This window comes from Streptomyces sp. NPDC060205 (genome assembly GCF_042728395.1).
GTDB lineage: Bacteria > Actinomycetota > Actinomycetes > Streptomycetales > Streptomycetaceae > Streptomyces.
In genome coordinates this window covers 1-19,715 of the sequence record NZ_JBHWZP010000174.1, presented here as the reverse complement: position 1 = coordinate 19,715, position 19,715 = coordinate 1, and the positions used below count along the sequence as shown (strand labels likewise).

Here is a 19,715-nt window from a genome sequence, read left to right as displayed (position 1 = left end):
GCCCCGTTTTTCAGGGGCGCGGGGAACTGCGCGCTCAGCCACGACGCACCCGCAGCATGCCACCGGCCGTCACACCCCCAAGGGGCGCGGGGAACTGCGCGGGCAACCACGACGCACCCGCAGCATGCCACCGGCCGTCACACCCCCAAGGGGCGCGGGGAACGGCGCGGGCGACCACGACGTACCCGCACGAGGCGACCGGCCTCTTAAGGGGCGCGGGGAACGGCGCGCTCAGCCACGACGCACCCGCACTCGACTGGATGCGGGCGCGCCCCTTCAGGGGCGCGGGGAACGGCGCGGGCAACCGCGACCTACCCGCACCAGGCCACCGGCCTCCTCAAGGGGCGCGGGGAACTGCGCGACAAGCCACAACGCACCCGCACCCGCACCCCCACCACAACACCCGCCCCAAAGATCGTCGGGATACGTTGGTCGGACAGCCGTACCGCTGCCGACCAAACGGAGCTCGCGATGCCCTTCGCCCGACTGGCAACAGCAACCACCCCCACCTGCCACATCGGCCTGGGCCTCGCCGCAATCGGTCGCCCCGGCTACATCACCCTCGGCCGGGACGAAGACCTCGGAGCGGACCGCAGCGTGGAAGCCCTGCGCACCCGCACCCACGACCTCCTCGACGCCGCCTACGCCCAAGGCGTCCGCTACTTCGACGCAGCCCGCTCCTACGGCCGCTCGGAAGAGTTCCTGGCGAGCTGGCTGGCCGCCCACCCCGCCATCGACGACATCGTCGTCGGCAGCAAGTGGGGCTACACCTACACCGCCGACTGGCGCACGGACGCCGAGGCCCACGAGATCAAGGACCACAGCCTCCCCACGTACGTGCGGCAGCGCGCCGAGAGCGCCGACCTGCTCGGCGACCGTCTCGACCTCTACCAGATCCACTCCGTGACGCCCGAGAGCCCGGCCCTCACCGACAAGGAACTGCACGCCGAACTGGCCGAGGCCGCCGCGCAGGGCCTGACCGTCGGCTTCTCCACCAGCGGCCCCGCCCAGGCCGACGCGATCCGCGCCGCCCTCGCCGTGACCGTCGGTTCGACGCCCCTCTTCCGGACCGTCCAGGCCACGTACAACGTCCTGGACACCTCCGCGGGCCCCGCGCTCGCCGAGGCGCGCGACGCCGGACTCACCGTGATCATCAAGGAGGGCATGGCTAACGGCCGCCTCGCCGACCCGCACGCGCCGCCCGCCGTGCGCGCCGTTGCGGAGGAGGCGGGCGTTGGCTCGGACGCGGTCGCCCTCGCCTTCGTGCTGCGCAGGCCCTGGGCGGGTGTCGTCCTCTCCGGCGCGGCCACCACCAACCACCTCGCGTCCAACCTGCACGCCGCGGTGGTCGACCTCGACGACGGCCAGGTGGCCCGCCTCGACACCCTGGCCGAGGAACCGGGCGCGTACTGGGAGCACCGAGCCGAACTGCCCTGGCACTGACCCCGCCCGACCGCCCGGCCCGCCCGACCACCCCTTCTGACGTTCCCCGGCCCCCTCCCGGTGAGCGTCACATGCCCCGTATGAGACATCATTGTCTCATCTGGGTTATGGTTGTCTCATGGCCGTCGATCGTGAACACGTGCTGCGCAGCGCAGCCGCCCTGCTGACCCGCAGAGCCACCGCCACCATGGACGAGGTCGCCAAGGCGGCCGGGATCAGCCGGGCGACCCTGCACCGCCAGTTCGCGGGCCGCGACGCCCTCGTACGGGCCCTCGAAGAGCTGGGCATCCAGGAGTGCGAGGCCGCGCTGGACGCGGCCCGGCTCGACGACGGCACCGCCCGCGAGGCCGTACGCCGTCTGGTGGGCGAGTTCGAGAGCGCCGCGGGCCTGCTCGGCTTCCTCTACACCGAGAACCAGCTGTTCGAGGGCGAGGAACAGAACGCGGGCTGGTCCCGCATCGACGCCCGGATCGCCGCCCTGTTCCGGCGGGGCCAGGAGAGCGGCGAGTTCCGTATCGACCTGACGCCGGCCTGGCTCACCGAGGCCCTCTACGGGCTCTTCGCCTCCGGGGCGTGGGCCGTGAGCGAGGGCCGGGTGGCGGCCAAGGACTTCCAGTACATGATCGTCGAGCTGTTGCTCGGCGGCGCACTACGGAGAGAGGAATCATGACCAGCACGACGCGGCCGGCGTTCGCGGCGGAGGCGGAGAAGCGACCGGGCCGTTGGCTCGCGCTCTCCGTCCTCGTCCTCGCCGTGCTGCTGGTGGCCGTCGACGCGACCGTCCTCGGTCTCGCGACCCCCTACATCAGCGAGGACCTGAAGCCCTCCGGCAACCAGCTGCTGTGGATCGGTGACGTCTACTCGTTCGTCATCGCCGGTCTGCTCGTCTCCATGGGCAGCCTCGGCGACCGTGTCGGCCGCAAGAGGCTGCTGCTCGTCGGCTCGGTCGCGTTCGGCCTGGTCTCCGTGCTCAACGCCTACGCGACCTCGCCCGAACTGCTGATCGTGGCGCGGGCGCTGCTCGGTGTGGCGGGTGCCACGCTGATGCCCGCCACGCTCGCCCTCATCCGCAACCTCTTCCACGACCCGCGCGAACGCAGCCTGGCCATCGGTATCTGGGGCGCCACCGCCTCGGCCGGTACGGCGGTCGGCCCCGTCCTCGGCGGCTTCCTGCTCGAACACTTCTGGTGGGGTTCGGTCTTCCTGATCAACCTGCCCGTGATGGCGGTCCTCGTCCTGGTCGGCGTGAAGCTCCTGCCGGAGTCCCGCAACCCCGAGCCCGGCCCGTGGGACCTCCTCAGCGTCGTGCTGTCCCTCGTCGGCATGGTCGCCATCGTGTACGGCATCAAGGAGGCCGCCTCGCACGGCCCGAACGCGACGGCGGGCGCGGCGGCCCTGCTGGGAGCGGCGGCGCTGTACGGCTTCGTACGCCGTCAACTGACGCTCCCGGTACCGCTCCTGAACATGCGGCTGTTCCGCAACCGCGGCTTCTCCGGAGCGGTACTGGCCGATCTGCTGACCATCCTCGGCCTGTCCGGCGTGGTCTTCTTCCTCTCGCAGTACCTGCAACTCGTGCAGGGGCGCGGGCCGCTGGAGGCCGGCCTCGCCGAACTGCCCGCCGCGGTCGGCGCGGTGGCGGCGGGACTGGTCGCAGGAACGTTCGCTCGCCGGTACTCGGTACGGGGCGTCGTGGCGGGCGGCCTCGCCGCGATCGGGCTCGCCCTGGCCGCGCTGACCGTGCTGGACCAGTCCACCGGCTATCCGCTCCTCGGCACGGCTTTGCTGGTCGTCGGCGTCGGCGCGGGCTTCAGCTTCACCGTGACCGCCGACGTGATCCTCTCCAGTGTGCCCAAGGAACAGGCGGGCGCCGCGTCCGCGGTCTCCGAGACGGCGTACGAGCTGGGGGCGGCCCTCGGCATCGCCCTGCTGGGCTCGATCGTCACGGGCGTCTACGCGGGCTTCACGGCCCCGGCGGGGACCCCGCGGGAAGTCGCCGACGCGGCCCACGAGTCCCTCGGCGGAGCGGTGGAGGCCTCCTCGGCCCTGCCCACCCCCGAGCCCCTGCTGGACGCGGCCCGCACGGCTTTCGTGGACGGCATCGCCCTGGCGGCAGGCCTGGGCGCGCTGGTCCTGCTGGCCGCATCAGCGGCAGCATGGCGCCTACTGAGGAACCAAAAGCTGTAGCCCCGTAAGAGGCCCGGGGAACGGCGCGCCCAGCCCCCGACAACGATCACGTACGAACTCTTCCCCGCGCCCCACCCCCTCAGGGGCGCGGGGAACTGCGCGACCAGCCCAGGACGGCCCGCACCCGACAAGCCGACGACCACCCGGTCAAAAAACCAGCGGAGCTACGCCGCTTCCTTCGCCTTCGTGGCGTACATGTCCACATACTCCTGCCCGGACAACCGCATCACCTCAGCCATCACGGAGTCCGTCACGGCCCGCAGTACATACCGGTCGCGATCCATCCCCTCGTACCGCGAGAACTCCATCGCCTCGCCGAACCGCACGGTGACCCGCCCCGGCCGCGGGAACCCCGCACCACCGGGCTGGATCTTGTCCGTGCCGATGATGGCGAACGGCACCACGGGCGCCCCGGTCATCAGCGCGAGCCGCGCGATACCGGTGCGGCCCCGGTAGAGCCGCCCGTCGGGAGAGCGCGTGCCCTCCGGGTAGATGCTGAAGACCTTGCCCTCCTCCAGCACCCGACGCCCCGTCATCAGCGCCGCCACACCGCCGCGTCCGCCGTCCCGGTCGACCGGGATCATGCCGCAGCCGGTGAAGAACCACGCCATCAGCCGCCCCTTGAGGCCCTTGCCGGTGACGTACTCGTCCTTGCCGATGAAGAAGACCTGGCGGTCGCAGAACAGCGGCATGATCATCGAGTCGATGAACGTGAGATGGTTGCCGGCCAGGATGACCGGTCCCGTGCCCGGGATGCGCTCCGCACCTTCCACCCGTGGGCGGAACATCAGGCGCATGATCGGTCCGAGCACTGCCTTGATGAGCGCGAAGCGGGACAACGGGCCCTCCGGTATCAAGAGGTGGGTGACAAGTCTGTGTGGGTTTCAAGTCTGTGCAGGTGAGGACGATACTCGCGCGCGCCGGGGTCGCGCACATCGGGTTCACCGACTGGATACGCACTGTTGACCCTTGTTTACCTGGGGTGGCGCCGTGTCACACGGCCGTCATCCGCACGAGACGGTGTGACGAAATCCGCACGAGTTAGCCCTCATGGGGCAGGTTCCCACCCACGGCTGTCCAAACTCCCCTTCAGCCCGTCCGGCGTTCGAGGACGAGCGCGCGAGCGCGACAGCGGGGTTGGGGGCGCAGCCCCCAGGGACAGTGGCAGGAAGACACCCACCGTCACCCACGTGTTCCGTCCAAGGTCTCCCACCCGTCACCGCACCCCACCTACGATCAGTCCCGCTTTGACAGGTGCAGGGCAGTATGCGGAGGAGCGCTCATGGGCACGCAGGACACGCAGGACTCGAACGACGGCCGCACCGGGACCACCCCGGGCCGGCGCGCCCTGCTCGGGGCCGCGGTCCTCGGCGCCGGCGGAGCGGTCCTCGGCCTGCCGGGTACGGCGAGAGCCGGCGAGAAGCACGGGACCGGCGGCTACAACAGCGGCTACAAGAGCCTGCCCAGGCCCACGATCATCGGGCACCGCGGCGCCAGCGGCTACCGCCCGGAGCACACGCTCGGCTCGTACCAGCTCGCCCTCGACATGGGCGCGCACATCATCGAGGCCGGCGACCTGGTGCCGACGAAGGACGGCCACCTCGTCTGCCGCCACGAGCCCGAGATCGGCGGTACGACGGACGTCGCCGCGCACCCCGAGTTCGCGGACCGCAAGGCCACCAAGCTGCTCGACGGGGTCTCCACGACCGGCTGGTTCACCGAGGACTTCACGCTCGCCGAGCTGAAGACCCTCCGCGCCAAGGAGCGCGTTCCGGCCAACCGCCCGCACAACACCCTCTACGACGGCCGCTGGGAGATCCCCACCTTCGAGGAGGTGCTGCGCTGGCGCGAGGAGCAGAGCAGGAAGCTCGGCCGGCAGGTCTGGATCTACCCCGAGCTGAAGCACCCCACCTACTTCCGCAAGCTGGGCCTCGGCCTGGAGGAGCGGGTCGCCAAGGTGCTGCGCAGGCACGGCCTGGACAAGAAGAACTCGCCGGTCATCCTCCAGTCCTTCGAACCGACCAGCATCCAGCGCATGGACAAGCTGGTGGACAACCCGCTGGCCGTGCTCCTGTCCGCCGCGAACACCCGCCCCTGGGACTTCGTGGAGACGGGCGACCCGCGTACGGTCGCCGACCTGGTCAAGCCCGCCGGCCTGAAGTGGATCGCCTCCTACGCGCAGGGCATCGGACCGACCCTCGACCTGATCATCCCGAAGGACGCGAGCGGCAACCTCACCACGCCGACCACCCTGGTCCGCGACGCGCACGCCGAGGGCCTGATCCTGCACCCGTACACGATGCGCAACGAGAACCCCTTCCTGCCCGCGAACTTCCGCAAGGGCACCGACGCGGACGCCTACGGTGACGCCTTCGGCGCCTTCGCCACGTATTTCGCCACCGGTATCGACGGCGTCTTCACCGACAACCCGGACACCGGCCTCCTCGCCCGCGAGGACTTCCTGAAGAAGAGCTGACCCGGAACCGATCCAGGACTGACCCAGAACCGATCCGTCCGCCGTCCCGGTCGTCAACGACCGCGCCCGCGGACCCGGTCGGGTGACGTACGGCCGTCCCGGCAACCTCTGGCCGGGACGGCCGCGTCGTGCCGCATATGACCCACGACATGCTCGACACACTGCGCCCCCTGCTCGTGGCCGAGGCCTCGGCCGAGGCATATGCCTCCGGAGCCGAGTCCAGTGACCTGGAACAGGACGTCTGGGTGCGCCTCCTGGAACGCCTCGGCACGGAGGGCCCGCCCGCCGATCCGGCCGCCTGGCTGCGCGTCGCCGTCCGCACCGAGGCGCGCCGCGCAGGACGTACCGCGAACCTCGAACGGCCGTACGCGTCCGAGCCCGCCGACGACAGCAGGCCGGGCCCCGAGCAGCTGGCGCTCAGCGCCGCCCGGCGCCGGGCCCTGCACTCCGCCGTACGCCGGCTGCCGGGCCGCTGCCCGCGCCTCATGGCGGCTCTGCTGTCCCCGAAAGACCTCACGTACCGGGAGATCGCGGGGGAGTTGGGTATCTCACAGGGCAGTCTCGGTCCGGATCGTTCCAGATGCCTGAGTTGTCTGCGCCGAATGCTCACATCGGAGGTTGCGGCGCATGAACGGCGGGGATAGGAGTGAGGGACAACCGGCGGAACAGGTGAGCGGGAGGCATGCACACATGGGCATGAGCGTGACCATCTCGGCGGCGGCCGAACAGGACGCCGAGCAGATCCTCAAACTGCAGTTCCTCTGCTACCAGAGCGAGGCCGAGCTGTACGGCGACTACAGCATCGAGCCCCTCACCCAGCCGCTGGACTCCCTCAAGGCGGAGCTCACGGACGGCACGGTCCTGGTGGCCCGGCTCGGCGACGAGGTGGTGGCCTCGGTGCGCGGCTCCGTGGGCGCGGATGGCACGGCCCGGATCGACAAGCTGATCGTGCACCCCCGGATGCAGCGGCACGGGCTGGGCGGGCGGCTGCTCGACGCGATCGAGTCGCGGCTCGCGGCGGACGCCGGGGCGAAGAGCTTCCAGCTCTTCACCGGGCATCGCAGTGACCGCAATCTGCGGCTGTACCGGAAGCACGGGTACGAGCCGGTGGCGACCGAGCGGGTCGATGAGCGGCTCAGCCTGGTGACCTTGGCGAAGGATGTGCAGGCCAGCGCGTTCGTCGCCAGCGCGTAGCGGCTCTGCGCGGCGGCTCTGTACGGCGGCCGGTGGGAGTCTGCGGGTCCGTCGTGGCCGGGCGCGCAGTTCCCCGCGCCCCTACGGGGCCCTGCGTGACCTGCGCAGCCAGAACATCGCCGTGATCGGGAGCAGGACCGGGATGAACAGGTAGCCCATGCCGTAGTCCGACCAGACCGTGGCGTCGGGGAAGGCGGAGGGGTCGGCCAGCGTCCAGGTGCCGACGGTCAGGACGCCCGCGAGTTCGGCGGCGCAGCACACCAGCGCCGCCCTGCGGGCCCGCTCGCCGCCGCGTACGAGCGAGTAGGTGATGAAGCCGTACACGAGCCCGGCCACCGCCGACAGTGAATAGGCGAGCGGCGCCTTGTCGAACTCCGTCGAGATCTGTACGGCCGAGCGCGACACGGCGCCGACGACCATCACCCCGTACAGCCAGACCAGCAGCATGCCGGGGCCGCCGATGAGGCGCGTGCGGCCGGGCTTGCCGGACGTCGCGGAGTCCTCGGGCGTCCCGGGATTCTCGGGCGTCCCGGGGTTCCCGGCGGGTACCGCCATCTCAGCCTCCCCAGATGTCGTAGAGCCGTACCTGCAGCACGGCGAGGACCACGCCGCCCGCCGCGACCGTGATCGAACCCCAGCGGGTGCGCTCCGCCAGCGACATGAAGCCCGCCGCCGGGACGCATGCGAAGGCGCCGATCAGATAGGACACGAAGATCGTCGTGCCCTGCTCCGGCTTCTCGCCGCGGGCCAGCTGGACGATGCCGACCACCAGCTGGGCGAGGGTGAGGAGCGTCACCACGGCCATGCCGATGAAGTGCCAGTCCTTGGTCGGCTGGTCCCGGTAGGCGGCCCAGCCGCACCAGGCGGCGAGCGCGAGCGCGGCGACGGCCGTCGCGACCGTCAGGGCATCAAGCATGCCGCGACCCTATTACGGGCCAAAAGGCCTGATGCGTTCGCCCCCGGCGTGCCCCGTAGGGTCGAGGACATGAAGATCCGAGCCGATGCCCTGCTGTTCGACAACGACGGAACACTCGTCTCGTCCCTCGATTCGGTGTACCGCTGCTGGAGCAGGTGGGCCGCGGAGTACGGAATCACCGCCGAGGAGTTCGCCCGGGTCGAGCTGCACGGCCGCCCGGCCGCCGAGATAGCCGCCGACCTGCTGCCCGCCGCCAGGGTCCCCGAGGCCGTCGTACGCATCGAGCAGCTGGAGGTGGAGGACGTCGCGGGCGGAGTGCACCTGCTGCCCGGGACGAAGGCCCTCCTCGACTCGCTGCCCGCCGACCGCTGGGCCGTCGTCACCTCCGCCACCCGGCGGCTGGCCGAGGCCCGTCTCGCCGAGGTCGGCATCCGCCCGAAGAACCTGGTCGCCGCCGACGACATCACCCGCGGCAAGCCCGACCCCGAGCCGTTCCTGCTCGCCGCCCGGCGGCTCGGCGTGGACCCCGCACGCTGTGTCGTGTTCGAGGACGCGCCCGCGGGACTCCAGGCGGGCCGCGCGGCCGGCATGACCACCGTGGCATTGACCACAACCCACCGGGCCGCCGAGCTGACCGCGGATGTCGTGGTCAAGGACCTCTCGGCCGTGTCAGCACTGGTCACCGATGAGGGAGTGGAGCTTTCCGTCGGCGACTGAGAGGCCTCCGAGGGGTGTCCACCGCTGTCCGTGATGCGGACAGCGGTTCCCTGTACCGCGCAAAGATCTGCTTTACTTTTCTCATGACCACGACGAGCAGCCGCATCCTTGCGACCGAGGCGACCATGACGCCCGGTGCTCGCTGTATGTGTCGAATGTGCGCCTTCTAGAGGGCCCCCGCACCGCCCCCAGCCTCGCGCCCCGAAGCGAGTCCGCTCACGTCCGCCCGTACCTCCCTTTCGTACGCGACTGAGCCTGCCCCGCGCACGCAGTTCTGCCGAAGCCCGGTTCCCGACGCCACCGCGTGAACGACCGAGCCGCGTTCGACCGAAATGCACCCGTGCCCGGCGCACACCCACGCCCTGCACTCGACAGTGACGGAAACCCCAGTGATCACGACAACAGGCCTGACCAAGGTCTACCGCTCCCGCGGCCGTGAGATCACCGCCCTGGACGGCGTCGATCTGCATGTCCGCGAAGGCGAGGTGTACGGCGTCATCGGACAGTCCGGCGCCGGCAAGTCCTCCCTCATCCGCTGCGTCAACCTGCTGGAGCGCCCCACCGCCGGCACCGTGACCGTCGCCGGACAGGACCTAACGGCCCTCGCCGGGCGCGGCCCGCGCGCGGGCAAGGAGCTGCGGCAGGCGCGCAGCCGTATCGGCATGGTCTTCCAGCACTTCAACCTGCTGTCGACGAGGACCGTCCAGGACAACGTCGAGCTGCCGCTGGAGATCCTCGGGAAGTCGGGCAAGGAGCGGTCCCGCAAGGCGCTGGAACTGCTCGACCTGGTCGGCCTCAGCGACAAGGCCAAGTCCTACCCGGCCCAGCTCTCCGGCGGCCAGAAGCAGCGCGTCGGCATCGCCCGTGCCCTGGCGGGGGACCCCAAGGTGCTCCTGTCGGACGAGGCGACCAGCGCCCTGGACCCGGAGACGACCCGCTCGATCCTCCACCTGCTGCGCGACCTGAACCGCCAGCTGGGGCTGACCGTCCTGCTCATCACGCACGAGATGGACGTCGTCAAGACCGTCTGCGACTCGGCCGCGCTCATGGAGAACGGGCAGATCGTCGAGTCCGGCACCGTCACCGAACTGCTCGCCACCCCCGGCTCCGAGCTGGCCGCCGCGCTCTTCCCGGTCAGCGGCGACGCCTCCGGTGACGAGCGCACGGTCATCGACGTCACCTTCCACGGCGACGCCGCGACCCGGCCGGTCATCTCGCAGCTCTCGCGCACGTACAACATCGACATCTCGATCCTCGGCGCCGCGATGGACACCGTCGCGGGCCGGCAGGTCGGCCGGATGCGCATCGAACTCCCCGGACGGTACGAGGACAACGTCGTGCCGATCGGCTTCCTGCGCGAGCAGGGCCTGCAGATCGAGCTCGTCGGAGCAGCGGCCCTGGCGTCCGCGCTGGTGAAGGAAGGTGCCAAGTGACCTGGTCCGAGATGCAGCCGCTGCTGGAGCAGGCGTGTTGGGACACCCTCTACATGGTCGGCTGGTCGACGGTCATCGCCGTCGTCGGCGGTCTGCCGCTGGGCATCCTGCTGGTCCTCACCGACCGGGGCGGCCTGCTGCAGAACACCGTGCTGAACAAGGTCATCGGGCAGGTCGTGAACATCGCCCGCTCGATGCCGTTCATCATCCTCATGGTCGCGCTGATGGGCTTCACCCGGTCGATCACCGGCACCACCATCGGCCGTGAGGCCGCCATCGTGCCGCTCGCGATCGGCGCGATCCCGTTCTTCGCGCGTCTGGTCGAGACGGCTGTCCGCGAAGTGGACGGCGGCCTCGTCGAGGCCGTGCAGTCGATGGGCGGCAACACCTGGACCGTCGTGCGCAAGGTGCTCGTCCCGGAGTCGCTCCCGTCGCTGATCTCCAGCACCACGACGACGATCGTCGCCCTCATCGGCTACTCCGCGATGGCCGGCACCGTCGGCGCGGGCGGCCTCGGAGACATCGCCATCCGCTACGGCTACCAGCGCTTCGAGACCGAACTGATGTGGATCACCGTGGCCGTTCTCGCCGTGGTCATCTCCCTCATCCAGTTCGTCGGCGACTACGCCGCGCGGGGGCTGCACCGGCGCGGCGGCCAGTCGGGCGCCGCGCCGCGGCTCAGGCTGCTGAGGAGCAGGGCCGCGGTGAACTCCGGTTCCCGGGCGACCGCCGACACCGGCACCGAGGCCGACTCCGGCTCCGGTCCCGCGGACGCGGGCACCTCCGCCGACACGCAGGCGGCCGATGTCAGCAAGGTCGCCTGAGACCTCAGGGACCTCAGGGACCTCAGGGACCTCAGGGACCTCAGAGGCACCCGGACCCCGGGGGACCTCCGGGGCCCGGAGACCTCCGCACAGCCACACCACCGCGTACGGCACACCACCCGTACGCGTTCCCACCCACACCCGCAGACGCCCCCGCACACCCTTCGCGGGGTCACCCAGCCCACATGGAAAGGCACTTTTCGTGCGTAACGCCGTAAAGCTCACCACCGCCGTCCTCGCCGCCGGAGCCCTCACCCTGGGCCTCACGGCCTGCGGCTCGGACAAGGACGACGCCTCCGACACGAGCGGGCCGCTGATCGTGGCCGCCAGCCCCGTCCCCCACGCCGAGATCCTGAACTACGTGAAGGACAACCTCGCGAAGGACGCGGGACTCGACCTCCAGGTCAAGGAGTTCACGGACTACGTCCTGCCGAACACCGCGACCGAGGACGGCTCGGTGGGCGCCAACTACTTCCAGAACCAGCCCTACCTCGACGACTTCAACAAGAAGAACGGCACTCACATCGTGCCCGTCGTCACGGTCCACCTGGAGCCGCTCGGCCTCTACTCCAACAAGATCAAGAAGGCCGACGAGCTGAAGAGCGGCGCGACCGTCGCCGTCCCGAACGACACGGTCAACGAGGCGCGGGCGCTCAAGCTCCTCGACGCCAACGGGATCATCACGCTCAAGGACGGCGCGGGCAACGACGCGACCCCCAAGGACATCGCGAAGAACCCGAAGAACCTCAAGTTCAAGGAGCTGGAGGCGGCCCAGACCCCGCGCTCCCTGGACGACGTCGACGCGGCGGTCATCAACGGCAACTACGCCATCGAGTCCGACCTCAAGCCCTCCGAGGACGCCCTCGTGCTGGAGTCCGCCGACGACAACCCGTACGGCAACTTCCTCGCCGTCAAGGAGGGCAACGAGGACGACCCGCGCGTCAAGAAGCTCGCCAAGCTCCTGACCTCCGCCGAGGTCAAGAAGTTCATCGAGGGCAAGTACGCCGGTTCCGTCATCGCGTCCTTCTGACCGACCGCTCCGCACCGCCCGGGTCACCCGGACCACCGAACCACCTGAGGAAGGCGCCGACGATGCGCAAGCCCGTCATCTCCGCGGCCGTCGCCGCACTGGCCCTCGGCCTGACCCTGACCGCCTGCGGCGCGAAGGACGAGGGCTCCGGCGGCGGAGGCGACGGCGCGCTGGTCGTCGGCGCCACCGCGGTCCCGGCCGGCGAGGTCCTGTCGTACATCAAGAAGGACCTCGCCGCGAAGAACGGACTCGATCTGGAGATCAAGGAGTTCACGGACTACGTCCTGCCGAACACCGCGCTCCAGGAGGGCTCGCTCGACGCGAATCTGTACCAGAACGAGCCGTTCCTGGACGATTTCAACAAGTCCAAGGGCACCGACCTCGTCCCGGTCGTGGACGCGTACCTGCCGCCCATGGGCGTGTACTCGAAGAAGGTCCAGGACGTCGCCGACCTCCCCGACGGCGTCACCGTCGCGGTCCCCAGCGACATCACCAACGAGGGGCGCGCCCTGAAACTCCTCGCCTCCGAGGGCGTCATCACGCTGAAGGCGGGGGCCGGTACGACCGCGTCCCCGGGCGACATCGTGAAGAACCCGAAGAACCTGAAGTTCAAGGAACTCGAACCGGCACAGCTGCCGCGCTCCCTGGACGACGTGGCCGCCGCGGTCATCAACAACAACTACGCCCAGGACGCGGGCCTCAGCCCGGCCGACGACGCCGTCCTGCTGGAGTCCGCGAAGAACAACCCGTACGCGAACCTCCTCGCCGTGAAGAAGGGCAACGAGGACGACCCGCGGGTCCGCAAGCTCGCCGAGCTCCTGACCTCCGACGAGGTGCGGAAGTTCATCCAGGACAAGTACAAGGGATCGGTGCTGCCCGTCACTTCCGGGTGACGCCGCACCCCGGCCGTCCCCGGGCCGTTCCCGCTGCGCCACGGTGTCGACTCGTCGACAAGGAGCCGACTCCGTGGTGCAGTTCGGTGCCTGCATGCTGCATGCTGGGCAGTTCAGCAGGCCCGACGGTCCCTGATGGTTACGGAGCGGCGCATGACGAACACCTTCCCCGACATCTCCCTGAACACGGAGCGGTTGGTGCTGCGCCCTCTTGAGGACGAGGACATTCCGGCCTTCACGGAGATGATGAACGACGAACAGGTCGCGGCCTGGACGTCCGTGCCGCAGCCCTTCACCGAGGCCGCCGCCCGCACGTGGATCGACGAGTACGCGCCCACCGAGCGCGCCTCCGGCCGTGGACTCGATCTGGTCGTCGTGGAGTTCCTCACCCAGCGCCTGGTCGGCATCATCCAGCTCGGCAACACGAATTGGCATGTCCGCTCCACGGAGCTGTCGTACATCACCGCCCCCTGGGCCCGCGGCGAGGGCTACGCCTCCGAGGCGGCGCTCGCCACCGCCCAATGGCTGTTCAACGACCAGAAGTTCGAGCGTCTGGAACTGCGCACCGCGGCGGACAACACCGCCTCCCAGCAGGTCGCGCAGAAGATCGGCTGCATCAGCGAGGGCGTCCTGCGGGGCGCCTGCATAGCGCGCACCCGCACCGAGGACGGACGCTGGGAGGACCTGCGCACCGACTTCATCGTGTGGGGCCTGCTTCCCGAGGACATCGAGGGCATCGCCGAGCAACTCGCCGACACCGGTGGCTTCACCTCGTACTCCGACTGGAACTGAACCGCTCCCGCCGACACCCCGACCGGCACCCCCGGACGTCACGAGGTACGCTCACGGGGCTCCGCGCGCCTGCCCGGTGGCCCACCGCCCATCCGACGACCTGCGATGACTCCAGGAGACTGACAACGATGGCCGACCGGGTCACGGTGATCGGCTGTGACGGCTCGCCGCTGACGGACGCGGCGCGCTCGGCCCTCGGCGCCGCGACACTCGTGGCGGGCGCGGCACACCACCTGGCCCTCCCCGAGGTGCCCCCTGCCGCCGAACGCATCCGGCTCGGCAGCGTCGCCCTCGCGGCCCGCCGCATCACCGCCCACCGCGGCACGGCCGTCGTCCTCGCCGACGGGGACCCCGCCTTCTTCGGAGTCGTACGCACCCTGCGCGACCCCGAGTTCGGCCTGGAGGTCGAGGTCGTCCCCGCGGTCTCGTCCGTGGCCGCCGCCTTCGCCCGCGCCGGGATGCCCTGGGACGACGCACAGGTGGTCGTCGCACACCGGCGCACCCTGCGACGCGCGGTGAATGTGTGCCGCGCCCACACCAAGGTCGCCGTCCTCACCTCACCCGGCGCCGGCCCCGCCGAACTCGGACTGCTCCTCGAAGGGGTCCACCGCACCTTCGTCATCTGCGAGGAGCTCGGCACCGAGCGCGAGCGGGTCTCGATCCTCACCTCCGACAAGGTCGCCGACCACACCTGGCGCGACCCGAACGTCGTCATCGTCATGGGCGGCCCGGTCACCTCCTCCGAGGGCGGCGGCTGGATCGCCGGCCGCGACCCGGGCACCGGCCCGCGCGGCTGGGCGCTGCCCGACGAGGTGTACGGCGACGAACTGGGGGAGGGCGAGACCGAAGTGCTGCGCGCGGCGCAACTCGCCCGCCTGGGGCCGCGGATCGGCGACCTCGTCTGGGACATCGGCTCGGGCAGCGGCGCCTTCGCCACCGAGGCCGCGCGCTGCGGCGCCGCCGTCATCGCCGTGGACCGCGACGCGGACGCATGCGCCCGCACGATGGCCACCGCCCGCCGGTTCGGCGTCCAGCTCCAGATCACCCACGGCACCGCCCCGCACGTCCTGGAGAATCTCCCCGAGCCGGACGTCGTCCGCGTCGGGGGCGGCGGCGCCGCGGTGGTCTCCGCCGTCGCCGACCGGCGCCCCGAGCGCATCGTCACGCACGCGTCCACCCGCGACGCCGCCGAACTCATCGGCCGGGACCTGACCGAGCACGGCTACCGGGTCGAGTGCGCCCTCCTGCAGTCCGTCGAGCTGGACACGCGCGCGTGGACGGAGAAGGAGCGGAGTGTGGCGTTCCTGCTCTCGGGGGAGCTGGAACGCCGGCTGTAGTTCGGCTTCAGCGCTCGCCGGGTGCTCTGCGGGGTGCCCCACCGGGGTGGTGAGTTGTCCGCGGGCGCGTCGTGGCTGGGCGCGCCGTTCCCCGCGCCTCTTCGGGGCGCCGGGCGCTGGTCGATCGCTGTCCTGTGATCCTGTTGTCGTACTGCGCGCGGTAGGCTGGCCGATCGTTGTACTGCAATCGGCTTGTCCGGTATTTCGCCGGTCAATGCCCGTGAAACGCACCCATTTTGAGGGGCGTGTGGTACGGCAGAACCGGAGGACGCGCAAAGTGGCGCAGTCCACAGCGGGCCGTGACGGATCACCCTGTCGCGGTGGCGTGCCGACCGCGACAATGCCAGTTAATGGCTTTGTCGACCGGTCGTTCGTGCCGCCCGGCCCGTGTGCTCGTTCTCATGACGGGTGGTCGGTGCGCCGCCCCGGACGAGCAGGTCGTAGGAGCACTAAACCGATGGGCGAGGGGTACGCATGACCGACACCGGCCAGGTCCCGGGCGAGGGACTGCCGGAGAACGCAGGCATGGTGGAGCAGCCGGGCGTCCCCGCCCCCGGTGCGTACACCTACCTCTCCGAGCCCACCGCCGAAGACGAAGACCTGTTGCTGCTGCCGGGCGCCCAGGGTGCGTGGGGCAACGAGGTGGCCCCACCGGTTCCCGTGCCGGTCGTCGAGGCCGTCCACGAGCCCGGTCCGCACGAGACGTCGGGCCGCGACAGCGGTTCGGTCGACCTCAGCGCCGTGCGGATGTCCACCTCCGCGCCGCAGCCGCCCGTCGCCCGTCGCCCGTTGCACCTCGGCCCGCCGACCCCGGACGGCGCCGGCAGCCCGGTGCGTTCGCTCGCCGACCGCGGTCCGGCGGGGGCCCCGGGCACCCCGTTCCCCGTACGGCAGCCCGGTCCGGCCGCGCCCGGTCCCGAGTACCTCGACGCGCCGCGTGACGAGATCGCGTTGCAGGGCGCCTCCCCGTGGGGCGCCCGGGCTCAGGTCCAGGTCGCGCCTCCGGTGGCACAGGTCGCTTCCGGGGGGACGCCTGCAGAAACGGTCTTCCCGGAGGGCGCGGGGGCGTACGCGGGCGCTCCGGTGACCGCCGGAGCCGCGCCGGTCGCGCAGGCGCCCGACCCGCAGACACCCGACGTGCAGACATCCGACGCGCAGACGTCCGACGCGGGGGCCGGGCCGTCGCTCGCCGCGAGCCAGGAGGTGCCCGCTCCGCAGGCGCAGGCGGCAGGCGACCCGCAGGCGCAGACGCAGGACGCTCCGGGTGCCGACGCGCTCCCCGAGGCGGCGCCCGCTCCGGCGGAACCCGCCGAGAGCGTGATGGACCCGGCCCAGGCCGTGGTGGACCCGGCGCCGGCGGGCGCGGATCCGGCCGTGGCCGCCGCGCAGGTTCCGGAGGGCGCGCAGGTTCCCGGACAGGCTCCCGAGGAGGCGTACGTCCCTCCGCAGCCGGAAGCGGTCCAGTCCCCGGCCGCGGATCAGCCCGCCGGCGGCGCGTCGCCCGCCCAGGCCGTCCCGGCGCCGGAAGAGGCCCGGTTCCCGGAGCCGGTCCTGGCGCAGGACTACGCGCAGGCCCCGCAGCTCGCCGACGGTTCGCTGTTCCCGCAGGCTCCGGAAGGGGGCCTCGGCTCCGAGTACGCCCAGGCGCTTCCCGACTTCCCGCACGCCCCCCAGCCCACGCCCTTCCCGGCCGCACCGGCCGCCGTCCACTTCGCCCACCCCTCGGACGAGGAGGCCGGACAGTACACGGCGGAGGCCCCCGTCGCCCCGGCGGCCGACGACGTGGCGCAGCCGGCCGAGTACGCGGCACCGGTCCCGCAGTCGCAGGACACGGCCGCCCCCCTCGCCGAGGCGGGACCGCAGGCCGGATTCCAGGAGCCGCAGTCGCAGTCGCAGCCGGTGGAGGCCGAGCCCGCCGTCGCGGAGGCCGTCCAGATCCAGGACGCCGCCGAGGCCCCGCAGTTCGCCGCGCCTGCCGGGCCCGGGGTGCCCGCGGAGGCCGTGGAGCCCGTGATGGCCGCCGCCCCGAGCGTCGGTGCTCCCGAAACGGCGCAGCCCGACCCCGCCGCGCTCCCCGAGGCATCCGCAACGCCCGCTGAGCAGACCTCCGGCGACGAGTCGCAGGGCGAGGCGGCCCAGTTCCAGGACGGCTTCCAGGCTGCGGCGCCGGAGCAGCCGGTGGGACACCCCGGACAGGCCGCCCCCGCCGACCCGGCGGCCCAGGTCGGACAGTTCGTACCGGTCGAGGGCACGGTCCCGACCACCCCGCACCTGGCCCCCACTCCGCCGCACGGCATGACGGTGGCCCCCCTCCCCGGGGAGTCTGCCGAGCAGACCGCCGAAGAGGCGGCGGCCCCGCCCGCGGCGCCCGTCGAGCAGCTCGCGCCGGAGCCCACGCCGGAGCCCGTGGCCGAACCCGCCCCGGAACCGGCGCTCGCGTCGGCATCCGCCGCAGGGCCCGGCACCGCGCCCGAGGACGAGCAGGACGACGAGCCGATCCTCGTCCTGCCGGCCCCCCGGGAGCCCGCGCCGACCTCCGAGACCGGCACGCTCCCCGTGCCCGAGGCGGCGGACGACAGCCCCGAGCCCGTAGTCGCACAGCAGGCGGAAGACCTGGACACCCGGGCCGCCGATCAGGAAGAGAGCACGGCCGCCGTGGCCCAGACACGTGAGTCCACCGGCCCGGCCGCGCCCGGCTACGACGACGCCGAGCGCGAGGCCGTCCTGCGCGTGATGCGCGAGCGCCGCGACATCCGCAACGGCTTCCGCAGCGACCCCATCCCGCACGACGTGCTGCTCCGCGTCCTGGAGGCGGCCCACACGGCGCCCTCCGTCGGCCACTCGCAGCCCTGGGACTTCGTCGTCATCCGCTCCGCCGAGACCCGGCGTTCGATGCACGAACTGGCCGCGCGCCAGCGGGAGGCGTACGCCAAGTCGCTTCCCAAGGGCCGCGCGAAGCAGTTCAAGGAACTGAAGATCGAGGCCATCCTCGACACCCCGGTGAACATCGTCGTCACCGCCGACCCGACCCGGGGCGGCCGGCACACGCTGGGCCGCCACACCCAGCCGCAGATGGCCCCGTACTCCTCGGCGCTCGCCGTCGAGAACCTGTGGCTCGCGGCCCGTGCCGAGGGTCTGGGCGTGGGCTGGGTCAGCTTCTTCGACGAGCGCGAGATGGTCCGCGGCCTCGGCCTGCCCGAGCACCTTGAGGTCGTCGCCTACCTCTGCGTCGGATACGTCGACGAGTTCCCGGACGAGCCCGAACTGATGCAGTCGGGCTGGTCCAAGCGCCGCCCGCTGTCCTGGGTGGTCCACGAGGAGACGTACGGCCGCCGCGCCCTGCCCGGGGAGGAGCCGCACGACCTGCTCGCCGAGACCATCACCAACATCCGGCCGCTGGACGCCAAGGCGCTCGGCGAGGCCTGGGAGCGCCAGAAGCGCATGACCAAGCCGGCCGGGGCCCTCGGCATGCTGGAGATCATCTCCGCGCAGCTCTCCGGGCTCTCCCGGATGTGCCCGCCGCCCATCCCGGAACCGGCGGCCGTCGCGATCTTCGCGGGCGACCACGGCGTACACGCCCAGGGCGTCACCCCGTGGCCGCAGGAGGTCACGGGCCAGATGGTGGCCAACATCCTCGGCGGCGGCGCGGTCTGCAACGCCTTCGCGGCCCAGGTCGGCGCCGAGGTCTGCGTCGTCGACGTGGGCGTGGCCTCCGACCTGCCCGCGACGCCCGGCCTGCTGCCGCGCAAGGTCCGGGCGGGCACGGCCGACATGACGACCGGTCCCGCGCTGACCCGCGAGGAGGTCAGGTCGGCCATCGAGGTGGGCATCGAGACCGCCCGCGACCTGGTGGCCGCCGGGAACAAGGCGCTGATCACGGGGGAGATGGGCATCGCCAACACCACGGCGTCCGCCGCCCTGATCTCCGTCTACACCGGCAGCGACCCGGCCGAGGTCACCGGCCGCGGCACCGGCATCAACGACGAGACCCTGGCCCGCAAGACCGAGGTCGTCCGCCGCGCCCTGGAACTCCATCAGCCGGACCCGGCCGACCCGATCGGCGTCCTGGCGGCCATCGGCGGTCTGGAGCACGCCGCGATGGTGGGCCTCCTCCTCGGCGGCGCGTCCCTGCGTACGCCGGTGATCCTGGACGGTGTCAGCGCCGGTGCCGCCGCACTGGTGGCCCGCGCGATCGCCCCCGAGGTGCTCGCGGCCTGCATCGCCGGCCACCGCAGCGCCGAACCCGGCCACGTGGCCGCCCTGAACAAGCTGGGCCTGCGCCCCCTGGTGGACCTCGACCTCCGCCTCGGCGAGGGCACAGGCGCCCTCCTGGCCCTCCCGGTGGTCCAGAGCGCGGCCAGGGCGATGCACGAGGTGGCGACGTTCGACTCGGCGGGCGTCACGGAGAAGTAGGCCGTCGGTGGTTGTGGGCAGGCGTTCCGCAGGGCGGAACGGGTGGGCACAACCACCGACCCA

17 protein-coding genes are annotated in these 19,715 nt (G+C 71.6%); 14 read left to right on the top strand and 3 right to left on the bottom strand.

The features are described from left to right. Positions 1 to 471 precede the first annotated feature (471 nt). From ACFWGJ_RS27010 to ACFWGJ_RS27000, 3 genes are all read left to right on the top strand, one after another. Positions 472 to 1,443, top strand: a complete 972-nt coding sequence (locus ACFWGJ_RS27010; RefSeq protein WP_387329380.1) for an aldo/keto reductase — start codon at positions 472 to 474, stop codon at positions 1,441 to 1,443. Between the two features lie 118 nt (positions 1,444 to 1,561). Then, on the top strand, positions 1,562 to 2,113 hold the full coding sequence (locus tag ACFWGJ_RS27005; protein ID WP_210891949.1) for a TetR/AcrR family transcriptional regulator: 552 nt from the start codon (positions 1,562 to 1,564) through the stop codon (positions 2,111 to 2,113). Next, positions 2,110 to 3,627 (top strand): MFS transporter, encoded by a 1,518-nt coding sequence (locus ACFWGJ_RS27000; protein WP_387329377.1) that lies wholly within the window; start codon positions 2,110 to 2,112, stop codon positions 3,625 to 3,627. Before ACFWGJ_RS27005 ends, ACFWGJ_RS27000 begins: the two co-directional genes overlap by 4 nt. Before the next feature lie 164 nt (positions 3,628 to 3,791). Here ACFWGJ_RS27000 and ACFWGJ_RS26995 read toward each other — a convergent pair whose 3' ends face one another. After that, positions 3,792 to 4,415 carry a 1-acyl-sn-glycerol-3-phosphate acyltransferase gene (locus tag ACFWGJ_RS26995; RefSeq protein ID WP_225891333.1) on the bottom strand — a complete coding sequence of 208 codons (624 nt, stop codon included), beginning with the start codon at positions 4,413 to 4,415 and terminating at the stop codon, positions 3,792 to 3,794. Positions 4,416 to 4,909: 494 nt separating this feature from the next. On the opposite strand from ACFWGJ_RS26995, the gene ACFWGJ_RS26990 reads away from it, so the two are divergent. The 3 genes from ACFWGJ_RS26990 (at position 4,910) to ACFWGJ_RS26980 (ending at position 7,297) form a co-directional block, all read left to right on the top strand. Continuing rightward, the gene (locus ACFWGJ_RS26990) at positions 4,910 to 6,103 is read left to right on the top strand and encodes a glycerophosphodiester phosphodiesterase (RefSeq protein ID WP_387329373.1); all 1,194 of its coding nucleotides are present in this window, start codon (positions 4,910 to 4,912) and stop codon (positions 6,101 to 6,103) included. A 137-nt stretch (positions 6,104 to 6,240) separates the two neighbouring features. Continuing rightward, positions 6,241 to 6,747, top strand: coding sequence for a sigma-70 family RNA polymerase sigma factor (locus tag ACFWGJ_RS26985; RefSeq protein ID WP_387329370.1), 507 nt, complete (start codon positions 6,241 to 6,243; stop codon positions 6,745 to 6,747). A 46-nt stretch (positions 6,748 to 6,793) separates the two neighbouring features. After that, positions 6,794 to 7,297 (top strand): GNAT family N-acetyltransferase, encoded by a 504-nt coding sequence (locus ACFWGJ_RS26980; protein ID WP_387329368.1) that lies wholly within the window; start codon positions 6,794 to 6,796, stop codon positions 7,295 to 7,297. An 81-nt stretch (positions 7,298 to 7,378) separates the two neighbouring features. Here ACFWGJ_RS26980 and ACFWGJ_RS26975 read toward each other — a convergent pair whose 3' ends face one another. Together ACFWGJ_RS26975 and ACFWGJ_RS26970 are read right to left on the bottom strand one after the other, a co-directional pair. Further along, positions 7,379 to 7,744, bottom strand: coding sequence for a hypothetical protein (locus tag ACFWGJ_RS26975; RefSeq protein WP_387329383.1), 366 nt, complete (start codon positions 7,742 to 7,744; stop codon positions 7,379 to 7,381). 109 nt (positions 7,745 to 7,853) lie between these two features. Next, positions 7,854 to 8,213: a hypothetical protein gene (locus tag ACFWGJ_RS26970; RefSeq protein WP_387329365.1), complete on the bottom strand. Its 360-nt coding sequence runs from the start codon at positions 8,211 to 8,213 to the stop codon at positions 7,854 to 7,856. Between the two features lie 69 nt (positions 8,214 to 8,282). Between ACFWGJ_RS26970 and ACFWGJ_RS26965 the strand changes: the two genes are divergently transcribed. From ACFWGJ_RS26965 to cobT, 8 genes are all read left to right on the top strand, one after another. Beyond that, a complete protein-coding gene (locus ACFWGJ_RS26965) occupies positions 8,283 to 8,930 on the top strand; it encodes an HAD family hydrolase (protein WP_387329362.1) in 648 nt (215 codons plus the stop codon). 332 nt (positions 8,931 to 9,262) lie between these two features. Next, positions 9,263 to 10,363 carry a methionine ABC transporter ATP-binding protein gene (locus tag ACFWGJ_RS26960; RefSeq protein WP_387329359.1) on the top strand — a complete coding sequence of 367 codons (1,101 nt, stop codon included), beginning with the start codon at positions 9,263 to 9,265 and terminating at the stop codon, positions 10,361 to 10,363. Then, a complete protein-coding gene (locus tag ACFWGJ_RS26955; protein ID WP_387329356.1) occupies positions 10,360 to 11,187 on the top strand; it encodes a methionine ABC transporter permease in 828 nt (275 codons plus the stop codon). Before ACFWGJ_RS26960 ends, ACFWGJ_RS26955 begins: the two co-directional genes overlap by 4 nt. A 202-nt stretch (positions 11,188 to 11,389) precedes the next feature. Further along, positions 11,390 to 12,217 carry a MetQ/NlpA family ABC transporter substrate-binding protein gene (locus tag ACFWGJ_RS26950; protein WP_387329353.1) on the top strand — a complete coding sequence of 276 codons (828 nt, stop codon included), beginning with the start codon at positions 11,390 to 11,392 and terminating at the stop codon, positions 12,215 to 12,217. Between the two features lie 62 nt (positions 12,218 to 12,279). Next, positions 12,280 to 13,110: a MetQ/NlpA family ABC transporter substrate-binding protein gene (locus tag ACFWGJ_RS26945; protein WP_387329350.1), complete on the top strand. Its 831-nt coding sequence runs from the start codon at positions 12,280 to 12,282 to the stop codon at positions 13,108 to 13,110. A gap of 153 nt (positions 13,111 to 13,263) precedes the next feature. Continuing rightward, the gene (locus ACFWGJ_RS26940) at positions 13,264 to 13,902 is read left to right on the top strand and encodes a GNAT family N-acetyltransferase (RefSeq protein WP_387329347.1); all 639 of its coding nucleotides are present in this window, start codon (positions 13,264 to 13,266) and stop codon (positions 13,900 to 13,902) included. A 128-nt stretch (positions 13,903 to 14,030) separates the two neighbouring features. Beyond that, positions 14,031 to 15,239, top strand: a complete 1,209-nt coding sequence (gene cbiE / locus ACFWGJ_RS26935; protein WP_387329344.1) for a precorrin-6y C5,15-methyltransferase (decarboxylating) subunit CbiE — start codon at positions 14,031 to 14,033, stop codon at positions 15,237 to 15,239. Positions 15,240 to 15,713: 474 nt separating this feature from the next. Then, the gene (cobT, locus tag ACFWGJ_RS26930; RefSeq protein WP_387329341.1) at positions 15,714 to 19,652 is read left to right on the top strand and encodes a nicotinate-nucleotide--dimethylbenzimidazole phosphoribosyltransferase; all 3,939 of its coding nucleotides are present in this window, start codon (positions 15,714 to 15,716) and stop codon (positions 19,650 to 19,652) included. The last annotated feature ends 63 nt before the right edge of the window (positions 19,653 to 19,715 follow it).